This is a genomic window from Clostridium sp. OM02-18AC (assembly GCF_003481825.1).
Classification (GTDB): domain Bacteria; phylum Bacillota; class Clostridia; order Lachnospirales; family Lachnospiraceae; genus Brotaphodocola.
The window spans coordinates 179,709-197,899 of sequence record NZ_QULW01000001.1; the positions used below are offsets into that span (position 1 = coordinate 179,709).

Annotated in this window: 16 protein-coding genes; all 16 read left to right on the top strand. The window is 48.3% G+C overall.

Annotation, left to right across the window (positions count from 1 at the left end):
* The first annotated feature begins 4 nt into the window (after window positions 1-4).
* Window positions 5-457 carry an arginine repressor gene (gene argR / locus DXB18_RS00840; RefSeq protein WP_118543939.1) on the top strand — a complete coding sequence of 151 codons (453 nt, stop codon included), beginning with the start codon at window positions 5-7 and terminating at the stop codon, window positions 455-457.
* An 18-nt stretch (window positions 458-475) separates the two neighbouring features.
* Window positions 476-2,140 (top strand): DNA repair protein RecN, encoded by a 1,665-nt coding sequence (gene recN / locus DXB18_RS00845; protein ID WP_118705431.1) that lies wholly within the window; start codon window positions 476-478, stop codon window positions 2,138-2,140.
* A gap of 171 nt (window positions 2,141-2,311) precedes the next feature.
* The gene (gene spoIVB / locus DXB18_RS00850; protein WP_118543941.1) at window positions 2,312-3,601 is read left to right on the top strand and encodes a SpoIVB peptidase; all 1,290 of its coding nucleotides are present in this window, start codon (window positions 2,312-2,314) and stop codon (window positions 3,599-3,601) included.
* 110 nt (window positions 3,602-3,711) lie between these two features.
* Complete coding sequence (locus tag DXB18_RS00855) at window positions 3,712-4,029, top strand: hypothetical protein (RefSeq protein WP_118705433.1); 318 nt, start codon at window positions 3,712-3,714, stop codon at window positions 4,027-4,029.
* Window positions 3,945-4,382 (top strand): hypothetical protein, encoded by a 438-nt coding sequence (locus DXB18_RS00860; protein ID WP_207665747.1) that lies wholly within the window; start codon window positions 3,945-3,947, stop codon window positions 4,380-4,382. The genes DXB18_RS00855 and DXB18_RS00860 overlap by 85 nt, the downstream gene beginning before the upstream one ends.
* Window positions 4,383-4,442: 60 nt before the next feature.
* Entirely contained in the window at window positions 4,443-4,652 is a 210-nt protein-coding gene (locus tag DXB18_RS00865; RefSeq protein ID WP_118543944.1) for a hypothetical protein, read from the top strand.
* Between the two features lie 376 nt (window positions 4,653-5,028).
* A complete protein-coding gene (gene spo0A, locus DXB18_RS00875) occupies window positions 5,029-5,850 on the top strand; it encodes a sporulation transcription factor Spo0A (protein ID WP_118543946.1) in 822 nt (273 codons plus the stop codon).
* Between the two features lie 175 nt (window positions 5,851-6,025).
* The gene (gene glgA, locus DXB18_RS00880; protein WP_118543947.1) at window positions 6,026-7,471 is read left to right on the top strand and encodes a glycogen synthase GlgA; all 1,446 of its coding nucleotides are present in this window, start codon (window positions 6,026-6,028) and stop codon (window positions 7,469-7,471) included.
* Window positions 7,472-7,586: 115 nt separating this feature from the next.
* The gene (locus DXB18_RS00885) at window positions 7,587-8,048 is read left to right on the top strand and encodes a divergent PAP2 family protein (RefSeq protein WP_118543948.1); all 462 of its coding nucleotides are present in this window, start codon (window positions 7,587-7,589) and stop codon (window positions 8,046-8,048) included.
* Window positions 8,049-8,223: 175 nt separating this feature from the next.
* On the top strand, window positions 8,224-8,490 hold the full coding sequence (gene rpsO / locus DXB18_RS00890; protein WP_118530908.1) for a 30S ribosomal protein S15: 267 nt from the start codon (window positions 8,224-8,226) through the stop codon (window positions 8,488-8,490).
* A gap of 271 nt (window positions 8,491-8,761) precedes the next feature.
* Window positions 8,762-10,870 carry a polyribonucleotide nucleotidyltransferase gene (locus tag DXB18_RS00895; protein ID WP_118705435.1) on the top strand — a complete coding sequence of 703 codons (2,109 nt, stop codon included), beginning with the start codon at window positions 8,762-8,764 and terminating at the stop codon, window positions 10,868-10,870.
* Window positions 10,871-10,873: 3 nt separating this feature from the next.
* Window positions 10,874-12,343, top strand: coding sequence for a M14 family zinc carboxypeptidase (locus DXB18_RS00900; protein WP_118705437.1), 1,470 nt, complete (start codon window positions 10,874-10,876; stop codon window positions 12,341-12,343).
* A 237-nt stretch (window positions 12,344-12,580) separates the two neighbouring features.
* On the top strand, window positions 12,581-14,254 hold the full coding sequence (locus DXB18_RS00905; RefSeq protein WP_118543951.1) for a Na/Pi cotransporter family protein: 1,674 nt from the start codon (window positions 12,581-12,583) through the stop codon (window positions 14,252-14,254).
* A 245-nt stretch (window positions 14,255-14,499) separates the two neighbouring features.
* A complete protein-coding gene (gene gap / locus DXB18_RS00910) occupies window positions 14,500-15,531 on the top strand; it encodes a type I glyceraldehyde-3-phosphate dehydrogenase (RefSeq protein WP_118543952.1) in 1,032 nt (343 codons plus the stop codon).
* A 180-nt stretch (window positions 15,532-15,711) separates the two neighbouring features.
* On the top strand, window positions 15,712-16,935 hold the full coding sequence (locus DXB18_RS00915; RefSeq protein WP_118543953.1) for a phosphoglycerate kinase: 1,224 nt from the start codon (window positions 15,712-15,714) through the stop codon (window positions 16,933-16,935).
* 172 nt (window positions 16,936-17,107) lie between these two features.
* Window positions 17,108-17,860: a triose-phosphate isomerase gene (tpiA, locus tag DXB18_RS00920; protein WP_118705439.1), complete on the top strand. Its 753-nt coding sequence runs from the start codon at window positions 17,108-17,110 to the stop codon at window positions 17,858-17,860.
* Window positions 17,861-18,191: the final 331 nt, after the last annotated feature.

Here is an 18,191-nt window from a genome sequence, read left to right on the forward strand (position 1 = left end):
ACAGATGAAACTGGAACGTCACAGCAAAATTGTGGAACTGATCGGAAAATATGAGATTGAAACCCAGGAAGAACTGGCAGAGCGCCTGAATCAGGAAGGGTATAAGGTGACCCAGGCTACCGTTTCCAGGGATATCCGGGAACTGAAACTAACCAAAGTCCAGTCGGAAAACGGACGGCAGCGCTATATGGTCATGCAGAACCAGGCGGCTTTCAGTGACAAATATATCCGCATCTTAAAAGATGGATATGTTTCTATGGATATGGCACAGAATATCCTTGTGATCAAAACGGTGTCCGGCATGGCAATGGCAGTGGCAGCAGCACTGGATGAGATCCATTTTCATGAGATCGTTGGCTGCATCGCTGGAGATGACACCATCATGTGTGCGGTTCGCAGCGTGGACGACACGATCCTTTTAATGGATAAACTGAAAAAACTGATCTTGGCCCGATAGGCAAAAGGAGGGGCGGCAATGCTTTTGGAACTGCATGTAAAAAATCTGGCGCTGATCGAGGCGGCAGATGTGGAACTGGAAGATGGCTTAAATATCCTGACCGGTGAGACCGGTGCAGGAAAGTCCATCATGATCGGGTCAGTCAACCTGGCGCTTGGCCAGAAGGCTTCGAAGGAGATGATCCGAAACGGCGCGGAATATGCGTATGTGGAACTCGTGTTTTTGGTGGATCCACAAAAAAAAGAAGCGCTCCGGGCACTGGATGTCGTACCGGATGAAAACGGCATCCTGATCATCAGCCGCAAGATCATGGCATCCCGCAGTATGAGCCGTATTAACGATGAGACGGTTACGGCGGCCAGGTTAAAACAGATCACGTCTCTTCTGATCGATATTCATGGACAGCATGAGCATCAGTCTTTGCTTCACGCATCAAAACATCTGGAAATTCTGGATACCTACGCAAAATCCCGTGTTCTTGAGCTGAAATTGCAGACAGAGTCTCTTTATAAAGAATATACTTCCCTTAAGAAAGAATTGGATCAGCTTGTTACGGACAGTGAAAGCCGCAGAAGAGAGGCTGATTTTCTGCGCTTTGAGATCGAAGAGATTGAAAATGCCGGATTAAAAGAAGGGGAAGAGGAATTTCTTGCGGCAAATTATAAAAAATATGCAAATGCAAAGAGGATCATCGAAAACCTTTCGGCTGCATACCGCGCGGTGGATTCGGAAAGTGTGGGAAATGCCCTGCATGAGGTCAGCGAGGTGGCAGAATTTGACCCGGAATTAAAAGCAATCCAGGATCAGCTTTACGATGCGGAGGCGGTGTTAGCGGATGCCCATCATGCAATCGGGGAATACTTAGGACAACTTGATTTTGATGAAGCATCGTTTCAGGAAACGAAAGAGCGTCTTGATCTGATCCGCGGGCTGCAGGCAAAATATGGAGAAAATATAGAAAAGATCCAGAAATCCCTGGAAGAAAAGAAAAAACGTCTGGAGCAGCTGGAGCATTTTGATGAGTACCGCGCCAGAATGGAACAGGAATACAAAAAGACAGAAGAAAAACTGGAGACAGTGAGTGCAAAATTGTCGAAAGTCCGCAGGGAAGAAGCGAGAAAACTGACGGAAAAAATCCGCGAGGGACTGATTGACTTAAACTTCCTGGATGTGCGTTTCTCGATGGAATTTAAGCGGCTGCCTCACTATACGGCGAATGGATTTGATGAGGCGGAATTTGTCATTTCCACAAACCCCGGAGAACCGGAGCGGTCGCTCGCCCAGGTGGCGTCCGGCGGTGAACTTTCCCGTATCATGCTGGCAATCAAGACGGTGTTAGCAGACAGCGATGATATTCCGACCCTGATCTTCGATGAGATCGACACGGGAATCAGCGGTCGCACGGCACAGAAAGTTGCGGAAAAACTGGCAGTGATCTCCAGAAACCACCAGGTGATCTGTATCACGCATCTTCCGCAGATCGCGGCAATGGCAGACTGTCATTTTGAAATTAAAAAATCAACAGACGGGGCAAGCACAAAAACCAGGATCAACCGGTTAAAAGAAGATGAGACGGTCACGGAACTGGCGAGACTTCTCGGCGGCGTCCAGATTACGGATGCGGTGCTTCAGAATGCCAGCGAGATGAAAAAACTGGCTAAGCAGACAAAGAAGTACAGGTAAGATGTTTGCAACTAAAAACTGACAGTGTGATTTTTCTATTCGGCACACATACTAGAAAGGAGCTTACAAAAGGCTCCTTTTTTCTTTGTTTCATAGAAAATCGGTAATTAGGTTCCATGATACAGGAATGAAACAGACGGCAGGTGAGACAACGGACAGGAGGAATGTGGAATGCGAAAAACACACAGGGCAGGAAGTTACTTTTACCGGATTCTTAACGCAGTATTCTGGAGCAGTCTGGTCTTTACAGCGGGATATGGCTGGTATTATACCGAACACCAGATCCCGGAACATTTCAGCATTGCAGAGGGAGAGGAAGAATCTATGGTGCTAGATCTGCCTTTTTATACTACCATACTGAGTGAGAGCGAGGCGGTCGTACTAAAGGGAGATTCCGGCATCCCACAGGACGAGATCCGGATCCGGCCGGACCAGGAATTCTCTCTCTATGCGGAAAAAGAAGGTCAGTTCCGTTTGGGTCTGAAGCTGTTTGGAGCAATTCCCTTTAAGCAGATCAGTGTGGACGTGGAGGATACCTGCTATGCAGTTCCCTGTGGCATGCCAGTGGGAATCTATTTGAAATCCAACGGAATTCTGGTGGTTGGAACCGGAAAAGTGACGGATGAAAACGGGAAAGAGGCAGAACCAGCTTACGGAATTTTGCAGTCCGGTGATTACATTGAGGCAATCAATGGGCAGCCGCTTTCGGACAAAGAAGCTCTGGTCACAAACTTAAACCATATGGGCGAGAGTGAGGCACTTTTGCGGGTACGGCGGGCCGGAAAGGAACTGGAGCTGTCTGTGGATACGGTAAAAACAGAGGACGGGAGCCGCAAACTGGGTGCCTGGGTGCGGGATGATACCCAGGGGATCGGCACCATGACGTACTTAGAGGAAGATGGAAGCTTTGGTGCACTGGGGCACGGGATCAGTGACAGTGATACTGGGCGGGTGGTAGAGATTGAGAACGGGGTGCTGTACGAGACCGAAATTCTGGGAATAGAGAAAGGAAGTGCCGGAAATCCTGGGGTGATGGCCGGTGTCATCTACTACGGTCCCGGATCCAGGCTGGGAAGTGTGGATCAAAATACCGATTGCGGGATATTCGGAACAGTGGATGAAAAATTTCGTCAGAAGATATTGGAACAGCCGGTTGAGGTGGGACACCGGCAGGACGTAAAAAAGGGCAAGGCCTGGATCCGCAGCTATGTTTCGGGAAGTGCCTGCGATTATGAGATAGAGATCCAGCGGGTTGATTACAGTCCGGCGCGGGAAAACAAGAGCCTGGTATTTCAGGTGACCGATGAACGGCTGTTGCGCCTTACGGGTGGGATTGTGCAGGGGATGAGCGGCAGTCCGATCCTCCAGAACGGGAAACTGGTCGGGGCAGTGACGCATGTATTTGTGAATGATCCGACAAAAGGGTACGGAATTTTTATGGAAAATATGTGTGCTCATTAGGAATGACAGCTTTGGATCGTCCTGGAAATTGGAAAGATTTCCTTGTAAATCACGCAATTGCCCGCTATAATGAACTTATTTAAGATTTATAATAGAAAGAGACCAGAGCGATGAAGAAAAAGAAGATTCCGGGTGTATTGCTGGCGATTGTCTGTGTGCTGTCCTTGGTGTCTGGCCGCGGCGGCAAGGCCAGTCCTGGTGCTGCCGGTGATTTTGACAGTGGCGTCCATGAACCGCTCAGCATATGCAGTCCGTTCCGTGATGTGAACGCATTCATCGAGGTCGTGCACAAGTACTATCCGGAAATCAATTTTGATTTCATGTCTTTTCCGTGCTTCGGGATATGCAGTATTTGCACGATGCATCGTTTGACAGCACTTTGCAGACGATGCGGGAAACCGGAGTGGCTTATTCCAATGTCATTCTGAATGGACAGGAATATTATTATGTACTGTACCAGATGGAAAATTTCGAATGGACGCTGCTGTTTCTTGTGCCATCCGCTTATGTCGCTACGAATACAGTACAGCTGGTGAACACGACAACAAGGCTGCTGCTGCTGATTACCGATGAGAAATCTTTCATTGAGAATGCACAGGCAGCATTCAAAAAAACAGAAATTACCCTGCTGCTTGCAAAATCCGAAACGGAGGCGAACGAATTACTGCGGAAGAATCCGGTGGACATTGCTTTATTGGGCAGTTGTCTCAAGGACGATACGCTTGCCGGAAATCTGCACCGGCTGCGGAACAAAACAGGAAACGCACTGCTGCTTTACTGATGCGATTACGAAGAACGGGAGTATCTTTCCGGGATTGCGGAAAACGGCGGTGTAGACGGTGTGCTGACTCGTCCTTTCTTCCTGTCTAACCTTGCAACTGTGATCGACCGGGTACATAGCGAAGTGCCTGCGGATGCGCCGGAGCGTGCTTCCATCCTAAACGGTATGCGTTTCCTCTGCGCGGAGGATAACGCCCTGAATGCGGAGATCCTGCAGGCGGCAAATCTGCGGGGGGCAGGCTGTTCATCGGTAGAAGACGACGCAACATAACAGAATAATTCCAGGTAAAAAGCGCTGCAGCAATGCGGCGCTTTTTTGTTTAACTTGGAAACGTTGTAAAAATATGAAAAAAATTCTCCACAAAGCGTTATATCTGACAGGATTCATTCGTCATAAAGTAGGAAAGCCGAACATGCAAGGCGGTCTGTCTGAGATGAAATGCAGACATGTCTGGAAAACAAACGGCGGAGCGACTGCAAAAACGCTGCATAAGATGATTCTGAGCGTTTGTCGAATTATGCGGGAAGCGTCGAATGGTGCGCCAGGACCTGGTTGTTCCCTTGCAAAGACGGCGTGTATAATACAAATTGTGTAACTATCCGTCATATAGATGGTATGTCGGATTTGGGGACAGGAGGAATGGATCATGGCAGAATTAAATATTGCGATTGCAGAAGATAACCCGTTAATGTTGGAATTACTGAGCAGTATACTGGAAGCAGAAGAAGGGTTCCATGTGGTCGGGAAAGCAGACAATGGAGAAGATGCCTATCAGATGATCATGGAGAAAAATCCGGATATTGTTCTTCTGGATGTGATTATGCCAAAGCTGGATGGGATTACCGTGCTGGAGAAGGTTCGTGCGGCAAAAGGCGGAAAAGATATGCCTTCCATCATTATGGTAACTGCTGCGGGAAATGAGACTGTGGCATCGGCAGCATTTCGGAATGGAGCCAGTTACTATATCTTAAAGCCGTTTGACCGGGAAGTTCTTCTCGACAAGATCCGTCTGGTTGCGGAGGAGCGTTTCCGTTCCAGAATGGTATCTTCCGTGCGGGAAAAACCGGCAGAAGCTTACCTGAATCATATCAATAAAGGAGATTACCTGCGTCAGAACCTGGAAGATGATGTCACACAGCTGCTTCACGAGATTGGAATACCAGCTCATATCAAAGGATATCAGTATCTGCGGGATGCGATTACGATTTCCGTAGAAGAACAGGATATGCTGGTTTCCGTGACCAAGGTTTTGTATCCCACGATCGCAAAGAAGCATGGAACTACGGCGAGCCGTGTGGAACGGGCAATCCGTCATGCCATTGAGGTGGCGTGGAGCCGCGGACAGCTGGAGATGATCCACGAGATTTTTGGTTATACGGTAAACAGCGGAAAAGGAAAACCTACGAACTCAGAATTTATTGCACTGATCACAGATAAGATCCGTCTGGATTATAAACGGGCTCTGTGATCTTTTGAGAAAACCTGCCTTGCGCCTGAAATTTTACAAAAAAGGAGATTTGTAAATAAGTAAAAATCAAATCAAAGTTTCATAAAGATTTTACTTCCTAAAACGGTATAAATCATGTATACTGATAAGTAAGACAGTCCGCTTGGGGGCAGACTGGTGCAGAGGAGGGGTTCGTATGAAGAACATATTATTTGTCGCATCAGAAGCAGTTCCATTTATCAAGACAGGAGGACTCGCTGATGTGGTTGGTTCTTTGCCAAAATGCTTTGACAAGGAGTACTTCGATGTCAGGGTTATGATACCAAAATATTTGTGTATCCCGGAAAAATGGCGCAATGAAATGACCTATATTGACCATTTTTATATGGATTATCTGGGACAGAGCCGTTATGTGGGAATCATGGAATATGTCTATGACGGCATTACCTTTTATTTTATTGACAATGAATCCTACTTTGGCGGTCCGAAGCCATATGGTGACTGGCTGTATGATCTGGAGAAGTTTTCTTTCTTCTGCAACGCGGCATTATCCGCACTCCCGGTTATCGGTTTTAAACCGGATGTAGTCCATTGTCACGACTGGCAGACTGGTCTGATCCCGGTTTACTTAAAGGACCGTTTCCGCGGCGGAGAGTTTTTTGCAAACATGAAATCCGTTATGACGATCCACAACTTAAAATTCCAGGGGGTCTGGGATGTTAAGACCATCCAGCGATTTTCCATGCTGCCGGATTATTACTTTACACCGGATAAGCTGGAAGCATACAAAGACGGAAACATGCTAAAGGGCGGGATTGTATTTGCAGATGCTGTTACCACCGTAAGCCAGACCTATGCAGAGGAAATCAAGATGCCGTTTTATGGCGAGGGTCTGGATGGTCTGATGCGTGCCCGTTCCGGCGATCTGCGCGGTATCGTAAACGGAATCGACTATGAAGAGTTTAATCCGGCGACCGATAAACTGATCGTACAGCCATATAATGCAAAGAATTTCCGCAAGGAAAAAGTGAAAAACAAAAAGCAGCTCCAGGCACAGCTGGGACTTCCTGTGGATGAAAAGAAATTCATGGTCGGCATTGTTTCCAGACTGACTGACCAGAAAGGTCTGGATCTGGTTCAGTGTGTGATGGATGAACTCTGCAGCGATGACATGCAGCTGGTAGTACTGGGAACCGGCGACGAAAAATACGAGAACATGTTCCGTCATTATGACTGGAAATATCATGACCGTGTATCGGCGCAGATTTATTATTCCAACGAGATGTCCCATAAGATTTATGCAGGCTGTGACGCATTCCTTATGCCGTCTTTGTTTGAGCCGTGTGGCTTAAGTCAGCTGATGGCACTCCGCTACGGCACTGTGCCGATCGTGCGCGAGACCGGTGGCCTGAAGGATACGGTAGAGCCTTATAATGAGTATGAGAGCCGCGGAACCGGATTCTCTTTCTCAAATTATAATGCACACGAGATGTTAGATACCGTTCGCTATGCAAAGTATATCTACTACAGTAAAAAGCGGGAATGGAACAAGATCATTGACCGTGCCATGGCAGCAGATTTCTCCTGGCAGCAGTCAGCATGCAAATACCAGGAACTTTATGACTGGCTGATTGGCTATTGATCCCAAGTGTTTGCCTGCGCAGGAAAGGAACGTTCCCGACAGGCGGTTGTGAAAGATCCAATGCAAACGTCTGCGTGCACAGCAACAAAACGAAAAAGGAAAGCAGGATTACAACATGGGATTTTGGGATAAACTGCTGAGTAACGAAGTACTGATCAGCGCCATTGTGGGCTGGACGGTTGCTCAGGTTTTAAAAACACTTATCGATTTTGGCTTGAATAAAAGCTTTACTCCGGAACGCCTTGTCGGATCCGGCGGCATGCCGAGTTCGCACTCTGCAACGGTCTGCGGGCTTACGACTGCGGCAGGACTTTGCTATGGAGTGGATTCGTTCCAGTTTGCCATCAGTTTTATTCTGGCTGCGGTTGTCATGTACGATGCCATCGGGGTCCGTCAGGAGACAGGAAAGCAGGCAAAATTGCTGAACCTGATCATGGAGCAGGACTGGTTTAACTTAAATAATCAGGAAATCCAGAAGCGGCTGAAGGAATTTGTCGGACATACACCGCTTCAGGTAGCAGCGGGAGCAGCACTTGGCATTTTGCTGGCTCTGGTTGTGCATCAGAACTATTTATAGTTCTGTTTGCGCATGCGGTCTGGCACAGAAACTATTTATAAAAACGAGTTGACACAGGAAAACGGATATGCTATTATAGTCCGGTATGAGTTAGCGCCGGGACCCAGTCGTTTGGATAACTCCAACCAATGACCTGGTTTACGGTGAGTATATTATTTTTAAGGAGGAAATCAACATGATTTCAAAGGAAAAGAAAGCAGCAATCATCGCTGAGTACGGCAGAAAAGCAGGAGATACCGGTTCACCAGAGGTTCAGATCGCAATCCTGACTGCAAGAATCGCAGAGCTGACTGAGCATTTAAAGAGCAATCAGAAGGATCATCATTCCAGACGTGGTCTGTTAAAGATGGTAGGTCAGAGACGTGGTCTTCTTGACTACTTAAAGAAAACCGACCTGGAAGGCTATCGTGCACTGATTGAAAAGTTAGGCATCAGAAAGTAATTAGGACGTTAGGGTGGAGAGGTCATCTCCACCCTTTTGTTTTTTACTGCCATGCACCGGAAGAAAACTGCCAGTGGCAGATTCGGCGGGCTGCATGGAGCGAAAAACGTTCTGAGTTACCTGGATATTTTCTGGAAGGTATATCCCGAAGCCGCTGCTGTATACACAAGGCATGTCAGCCCGATAGAACGATGCATTTCCTTTGTGTACAGAGCAGTAGTTTCGGAGCCTTCTGTGAATATATAGAATGAAAGAGAAAAGGAGACAACCCATGTACAAAAGTTTTAGTATGGAACTTGCCGGAAGAACCCTGACTGTGGATGTAAACAGAGTTGCAAAGCAGGCAAACGGCGCAGCATTTATGCATTATGGCGATACCACCGTATTATCTACCGCTACGGCATCTGATAAACCGAGAGACGGCATTGATTTCTTCCCGTTAAGCGTAGAATATGAAGAAAAATTATACTCTGTAGGAAAGATCCCGGGAGGCTTCAACAAGAGAGAGGGAAAGGCATCTGAGAATGCAATCCTGACTTCCCGCGTCATCGACCGTCCGATGAGACCGCTGTTCCCGAAGGATTACCGCAACGATGTAACCTTGAACAACATGGTTATGAGCGTAGATCCGGAGTGTCGTCCGGAGTTAGTTGCAATGTTAGGCGCTGCAATCGCAACCTGCATTTCTGACATCCCGTTTGATGGTCCGTGTGCCATGACCCAGGTTGGCATGATCGATGGCGAGTTTATCATCAACCCGACCCAGGCTCAGTGGAAACAGGGCGATTTAAACTTAACCGTAGCATCTACCCGTGAGAAGGTCATCATGATCGAGGCTGGCGCAAACGAGATCCCGGAAGCAAAGATGATCGAGGCTATTTACAAGGCTCATGAGATCAATCAGGAGATCATTAAATTCATCGACACCATCGTGGCAGAGTGCGGCAAGGCAAAACACAGCTACGAGAGCTGTGCGATTCCGGAAGAGCTGTTTGCAGCGATCAAGGAGATCGTAACTCCGGAGCAGATGGAAGAGGCTGTCTTCACCGATGACAAGCAGACCCGTGAGGAGAACATCCGTCAGATCACCGAGAAACTCGAAGAGGCATTTGCAGACAACGAAGAGTGGCTTGCAGTGCTTGGCGAGGCTGTTTACCAGTACCAGAAGAAGACCGTCCGCAAGATGATCTTAAAAGACCACAAGAGACCGGATGGCCGTGAGATCACCCAGATCCGTCCGCTGGCAGCAGAGGTTGACCTGATCCCGCGTGTACATGGTTCCGCGATGTTTACCCGTGGACAGACCCAGATCTGCAACGTATGTACCCTGGCTCCGCTGTCTGAGCAGCAGAAGTTAGATGGCCTGGATGAGAACGAAGTATCCAAGCGCTACATGCATCATTATAACTTCCCGTCCTACTCTGTAGGTGAGACCAAGCCATCCAGAGGACCGGGACGCCGTGAGATCGGTCATGGCGCACTGGCTGAGCGTGCCCTGGTTCCGGTACTGCCGTCCGAGGAAGAGTTCCCGTACGCAATCCGTACCGTATCCGAGACTTTCGAGTCCAACGGTTCTACCTCCATGGCATCCACCTGTGCTTCCTGCATGTCCTTAATGGCAGCAGGCGTGCCGATCAAGAAGATGGTAGCAGGCATTTCCTGCGGTCTTGTTACCGGTGAGACCGACGATGATTTCGTTCTCTTAACTGATATCCAGGGCCTTGAGGATTTCTTCGGCGATATGGACTTTAAGGTAACCGGTACCACCGACGGTATCACTGCAATCCAGATGGATATCAAGATCCATGGTCTGACCAGACCGATCGTAGAGGGTGCGATCGCAAGATGTCGCGAGGCAAGACTCTTCATCATGGATACCTGCATGAAGCCGGCAATCTCTGAGCCGAGAAAAGAAGTTGGCAAATATGCTCCGAAGATCGACCAGATCAGCATTGATCCGCAGAAGATCGGCGATGTGGTTGGTAAGCAGGGCTGCGTGATCAACAAGATCATCGAGGAGACCGGCGTGAAGATCGACATTTCTGAGGAAGGCAACGTAGCAATCTGCGGTACCGACAAAGAGATGATCGAGAAAGCAAAGAGCATCATCAAGAGCATTGTAACCGACATTGAGCCGGGTCAGGTTATTACCGGTAAGGTTGTCCGCATTATGCCGTTTGGTGCTTTCGTCGAGCTGAAGCCGAAGAAAGATGGTATGATTCACATCTCCAGACTTTCCGACAAGCGCGTAGAGAAAGTGGAAGATGTTGTAAATATCGGCGATATGGTAACCGTTAAGGTTCTTGATGTTGACAAAATGGGCAAGATCAGCCTCAGCATGAAGCCGGGCGACCTTGCAAAAAAGGAAAGTGAAAACTAAATTATGAACTGTAAAAGATATTTTACAGGTGCTCTGGCTGCCTTTATGGTAGCCAGTAGTGCTTTTATGACTTACGCGGACGGTCCTGCATCCATGGGAACCGATCCGGCAGGACTTACATCAGCGCCCGGTGAGATGACCGGGACAGGAAACCAGGATACAGCGTCTGCGGTGACGGAAGCACCGGCTGCATCGGAAGCACAAAGCGGAAGCAGTACTGTGACGGCAGGAAGCCAGACAGCCGGGAATTCGACAGCGGGCAGTGGCAGTGTCACAGCCGGAAACCAGGCAGCAGGAAGCGCAACTGTGACGGCTGGAAGCCAGACAGCGGGCAGCACTGCCGTAATAGCAGGCGGAGGTGCGTCTGTAAACCAGACGGTCACGGCCGGCACGCAGACAGGACCTTCCTCCGGGGTGATCACGGTGGGAAGCGGAGCGGCGGTTGGCATTGCAGCAGGTCCGGGCGGCGTGATGATTCCATCGGCAGTTGAAAATGGAAATCTTTCTTTTGCAGGACAGCTTCAGAACCCAGTTGTGAAAGTTGTCGAAAAATACAGTTATGACCAGATGAGACGTGACATCAACACGCTGAAAGAACGCTACGGAAACCATCTGCAGGTGAATACCATAGGAACGAGCCTGGATGGACGGGCTCTTTATGAGATGGTGATCGGGAATCCGAATGCGTCGAAACATGTGCTGATCCATGCGGGAATTCATGCGCGGGAGTACATGACGCCGCTTCTGGTCATGAAACAGGCGGAACATCTGCTGGCTTTTTATGACAGCGGAACTTATCAGGGGCGGAGCCTTTCTGGTATTCTGGACGGTGTGGCAGTCCACATAGTGCCGATGGTGAATCCGGATGGAATCACCATCAGCCAGTTTGGCGTGTCAGCGCTCCGTTCTTCTGACCTGCGTCAGATTGTAAATCAGTGTTATGCGCAGGATAAGGCGGACGGACGTACCAGCCAGGAATTTGGCCGCTATTTGAATTTGTGGAAAGCAAATGGGCGTGGCGTGGACTTAAATCAGAATTTCCCGGCATTGTGGGAAAGTATCACGACCGGTCCGTCCCATGCTTCTTACGCAAACTACAAAGGAACCAGTGCACTTTCTGAGCCGGAGAGCCAGGCGCTTGCGAATCTTGCCAATTCCAGAAACTGGGCACTTACTATCAGTTATCACAGTATGGGAAACCTAGTTTACTGGGATTTTGCGGGAAACAAAGTATCAGCCGGGTCTAAGGCGCTCGCTGATCTGGTAACCGGACTTTCCGGATATCAGATCAATGCAAGCAGCGGAAAGGGTGGTTTCAAGGACTATGTCCAGATCAAAGACAATCCGATTCCAAGTCTGACGATTGAGGTAGGAAGTGTTGCCTGCCCGATGCCGGTCAGCGAGTTTGGCAATGTCTGGAACAGTAACCAGGCTGTAATGGCAGCTGTAGCTGCCTATGCAGTGGATCATTGATCAAAACGGATCGGATGGTACATTAACAGGAATGCTGAGGTTTTCACAATTCTTTTGCAATATTTCGTTGAGAATGCCTGTCGCAGATGCTGCGGCAGGCATTTTTACATACTATTTATCCAAAATTTAGTTAAATTTTAAAAATGGTTGGAAATGCAGGTAGCAGTATGGTATGATTAAATTGTTTGCGGACTGAAGAGAATAAAGAGAAAAAGTACGCGAGACGAGGAGGAGAGTATGTCAATCAGCGACATTTCAAACGGGTTTAGTTTCCTTGGAGGTCTCGGCATGTTCCTTTATGGCATGAATATCATGGCAGACGGCATGCAGAAGACAGCAGGAAGCAAAATGAGCAGTTTCCTTGGAATGCTCACAAATAACCGCTTCCTGGCCGTGGCTCTGGGTGCGTTAATCACGGCGATCATCCAGTCCAGTGGTGCTACAACGGTTATGGTAGTCGGTTTTGTAAGTGCAGGCGTTTTAAACCTGTCCCAGGCGGTCGGCGTGATCATGGGTGCTAATATCGGTACCACCATCACCGCATGGATCGTATCCATGAGCCAGCTCGGAGATGCATTTGAAGTTATGAAGCCGAGTTTTTATGCACCGGCGATCATTGGAATCGGAGCTTTGCTTCTGGTTTTTGCGAAAAGTCAGAAGAAAAAGATGGTCGGCGAGATTATGATCGGTCTTGGACTTTTGTTCATTGGTCTGGATTTTATGTCTGGTTCCATAAGTCCGTATACCGATGCCCCGATCTTTGCAAAAGCGTTTGAGGTTCTTGGCGGAAACCCGCTTCTGGGTATGCTGATCGGTGCACTGGTTACTGCACTGTTACAGAGTTCATCTGCTTCTGTCGGTATTTTGCAGACTCTGGCCATGAACGGGATCGTAACGACCAATGCAGCAATCTATATTACCCTTGGCCAGAACATTGGTTCCTGTGTAACAGCAATGCTGTCCAGTATGGGAGGTTCCCGTACCGCAAAGCGTGCAGCGGTTATGCATCTGACTTTCAACGTGATCGGTGCGATTGTGTTTGGAACCATTGGTTTTATCTTTTTCAGTCTGCGTCCGGCTTTCGCGGCGGCGAATATCAATGCGGTACAGATTTCTATCTTCCATACGATCTTTAACCTGTCCATGACAACGCTGCTGTTCCCATTTGCAGATGTACTGGTAAAAATCTCCGGTATCGTTGTGAAAGAGAAAGAAGAAAAAGAACCGGTTGTGGAAGATGCAGAAACAGCTGCAACCCTCAAGCATCTGGATGAGCGTATTTTTGAGTCTCCGGCCTTTGCCGTTGAGACAGCTGCCCTTGAAGTAGTCCATATGGGCCAGATCACCTATGAAAATGTAACACGCGCCATTGATGCAGTCCTGACGGTGAACTCCGATGAGGTGGAAACCGTATTTAAGGTGGAGCAGACCATCAACAACATGGAAAAGATGCTGACAGAATACCTGATCAAGGTAGACAATCTTTCCCTGACCGAGAAACAGAAGAAGGTTGTAAACAACTTATTCTACAGTGTCAGCGATATCGAGCGTATCGGTGACCATGCGGAAAACCTGGCGGAGCAGGCTCAGTATATGGTGGAACACAGACTTCAGTTTTCCACTACCGGATCAGATGATTTGCGTTCGATCAGTGACAGCGTATTAAAATCGTTCCAGTATGCCATCGATGCGAGACAGAATGGAAATATGGAGGCAGTACGAAAAGTTAGCCAGTACGAGGACGATGTCGACAGCCAGGAAGAAGAACTCCGCGAAAAACACATCGAGCGTTTGTCAGCAGGCGAGTGCAATGCATCGGCAGGTGTCGTCTTCCTCGATATCATCAGCAATCTGGAACGTGTATCCGATCATGCCTACAATCTGGCTGGATATGTAAAAGATGAGATGTAAATCATGACAGATTGATGCGAGAAAAAATACAGAAACAGCGTTCTTTGTATACAAAGCACAAAAGAAAGCCCTTCGGAGCCGGTCTCCGAGGGGCTTCTTTGACAAAAACAAGACGAAAATTCAAGTGTTTTTGTCAATATGGCAAAAAAAGGCTTGCTATTTTGTGTGTAATTAGGTACAATAAGAACAAGGTTGATGAGTTTTTAACAATCATCATATTTTTAACAATCTAGGAGGAATGAATCATGGCAGTTAAAGTAGCAATCAATGGTTTTGGTCGTATCGGCCGTCTGGCTTTCAGACAGATGTTTGGCGCAGAAGGTTATGAGGTAGTGGCTATCAACGACTTAACCGATCCGAAGATGTTAGCTCACTTATTAAAATACGATACCGCACAGGGCGGATACGCAGGTCACATCGGTGAAGGCAAGCACACCGTAGAGGCTGGCGAGGATTCCATCACAGTTGACGGCAAGAAGATCACTATCTACAAAGAAGCTAAGGCAGCAGACCTTCCGTGGGGAGAGATCGGCGTAGATGTAGTATTAGAGTGTACTGGTTTCTACACCTCCAAAGAGAAAGCACAGGCTCACATTGACGCAGGCGCAAAGAAAGTTGTTATCTCCGCTCCGGCAGGAAACGACTTAAAGACCATCGTTTACAGCGTAAACGAGAACACCCTGACTGCAGAGGATACCATCATTTCCGCAGCATCCTGCACCACCAACTGCTTAGCACCTATGGCGAAGGCACTGAACGATTACGCTCCGATCCAGTCTGGTATCATGAGCACCATTCATGCTTACACCGGCGACCAGATGATCCTGGATGGTCCGCACAGAAAAGGTGATTTAAGAAGAGCAAGAGCAGGCGCTGCAAACATCGTTCCGAACTCCACCGGTGCTGCAAAGGCAATCGGTCTGGTTATTCCGGAGTTAAACGGCAAGCTCATCGGTTCTGCACAGCGTGTTCCGGTGCCGACCGGTTCTACCACCATCTTAACCGCAGTTGTTAAGAAAGCTGGCGTTACCAAAGAGGATATCAACGCAGCTATGAAAGCAGCAGCAAGCGAGTCCTTCGGCTACAATGAGGATCCGATCGTTTCTTCCGATGTTATCGGTATGAAGTACGGTTCCCTGTTCGATGCAACCCAGACCATGGTAGCTCAGATCGCAGATGATCTGTACGAGGTTCAGGTTGTTTCATGGTACGACAACGAGAACTCTTACACCAGCCAGATGGTTCGCACCATCAAATACTTCGCAGAGCTGGCATAATTTCTGCTAAAGAAAATTATTACAAAAGACTCAGATTAGGGTCCGGTCACGTGTGGACCGGATCCTTTTTCGCTTTATAGTGCTACATTTGGGAATCTGGAAAAAGATTGGTTGCTGCCCGCATAGTACGCAAACAGCAGCCATGCAGAAAATTTGGATACAGGAAAGGGGATTACCTCCATGTTAAATAAAAAAAGTATTGATGATCTGAAAAATTTAAAAGGAAAAAGAGTGCTGGTGCGCTGTGATTTCAACGTTCCGTTAAAGAATGGTGTCATCACCGATGAGACCCGTATCGTGGCTGCACTCCCGACCATCCAGAAGCTGATCGGTGAGGGCGCAAAGGTCATTCTTTGTTCCCATCTTGGCAAAGTAAAGAATGGTCCGAACGAGGGTGAGTCCTTAGCTCCGGTTGCAGTACGCCTGTCCGAAAAGCTGGGCAAAGAGGTTGTATTCGTAGCAGATTATAACGTAACCGGTGAGGCAGCAACCAAAGCAGTAGAAGCGATGAAAGAAGGCGATGTTGTCCTTCTTCAGAATACCCGTTTCCGCGGCGCAGAAGAGACCAAGAACGGCGAACAGTTCAGCAAAGAGCTGGCTGACCTGGCAGATGACTATGTATGCGACGCATTCGGTTCCTCCCACAGAGCACACGCTTCCGTAGAGGGCGTAACCAAATTCATCACCGCAAAGGGCGGTACCAACGCAGTTGGTTATCTGATGCAGAAAGAAATTGATTTCCTGGGCAATGCAGTAGAAAATCCGGTAAGACCGTTCGTAGCAATCCTGGGCGGCGCAAAGGTTGCGGACAAGTTAAATGTAATTTCCAACCTGCTTGAGAAATGCGATACCCTGATCATCGGCGGCGGCATGGCGTTCACCTTCTTAAAGGCAGAGGGCAAGGAAATCGGTAAATCCCTGGTAGATGATACCAAGTTAGATTACTGTAAAGAGATGCTGGAAAAGGCTGAGAAGCTTGGCAAGAAATTGCTTCTTCCGGTAGACGCAGCAGTCGCAGCATCCTTCCCGGATCCGATTGATGCACCGATCGAGGTTGCAAACGTAGCAGCAGATCAGATCCCGGCTGACATGATGGGTCTGGATATCGGCACAGAAACCGCAAAACTTTATGCTGAGGCAGTAAAGAGCGCCAAGACCGTCGTATGGAACGGACCGATGGGCGTATTCGAGAACCCGACCCTGGCAGCAGGTACCATTGCTGTAGCAAAGGCACTGGCAGAGACCGACGCAACCACCATCATCGGCGGCGGTGATTCCGCAGCAGCAGTCAACCAGCTTGGCTTCGCAGACAAGATGAGCCACATCTCCACTGGTGGCGGCGCATCCCTGGAATTCTTAGAGGGTAAGTCCCTCCCAGGCGTAGCAGCAGCAGATGATAAGTAAGCACTTAAGTGAACACTTAGTGCGTGCGAGCCAAGGGCGAAGCACAAGCTTAGTGTGAACTTACTTCCCCGCACTTAGTGAATGCAAGCCAAAGGCGCAGTATGAACTTAGTAAGAGGAAGTTTCAATAAGCTTCCTTTCACAAGTTTCCAATATAAAAAAGGAGAGAAAAAATGTCCAGAAAAAAAATTATCGCAGGCAACTGGAAGATGAACATGACTCCTTCCGAGGCAGTTGCCCTGATCGAAACCTTAAAACCACTTGTAAAAAACGATGAAGTAGATGTTTTGCTTTGTGTTCCGGCCATCGACATTATCCCGGCGATGGAGGCAGCAAAGGGAACCAACATCCAGATCGGTGCCGAGAATATGTACTTCGAGGAGAAGGGGGCCTACACCGGCGAAATCTCCCCGAATATGTTAGTCGATGCAGGCGTAAAATATGTCATCATCGGCCATTCTGAGAGAAGAGAATACTTTGCAGAGACCAATGAAACCGTAAACAAGAAAGTCTTAAAGGCATTTGAGCATGGTATTACCCCGATCATTTGCTGCGGCGAGAGCCTGACCCAGAGAGAGCAGGGCATCACCATTGACTGGATCCGCCAGCAGATCAAGGTTGCATTCTTAAATGTCACTGCAGACCAGGCAAAGACTGCAGTGATCGCTTACGAGCCAATCTGGGCGATCGGAACCGGAAAGGTTGCTACGACTGAGCAGGCACAGGAGGTATGTGCAGCAATCCGCGCATGCATCGGTGAGATCTACGACGAGGCAACTGCAGCAGCAATCCGTATCCAGTATGGCGGTTCTGTATCTGCGGCAAGTGCCCTGGAACTGTTTGCACAGGCAGATATCGACGGTGGTCTGGTAGGCGGAGCTTCCTTAAAACCGGATTTCGGCGCAATTGTCAATTACAATAAGTAAGACATTTCTGGAAAACAGCAAGTGTAAGCTGCGCAGTGTATGAACCGTAACAGCCGTAAAGGTGCTGTTAAGGAATTGCCCCCCAAAAGGTGAAAAACTATACACAAAATCATTTTTGTAGTAAAATATGAGGGAACGGAAGGAAACTTCCGCTCCCTTTTTCGAGTTTCGCATGGAGCTGTGTCTGGTGAAACAAAAAGCGCTTTACTTAAGGCAGGATGCCAGTGGTGCATCAGCTGTTTGCGGAATAGAAAATTCACGGATGTATAGTGGGGGACGTTATGAGTGAAACTGAAAAAAAGCTAGAAGTTGAAAAAAAACGAAAAAGAAA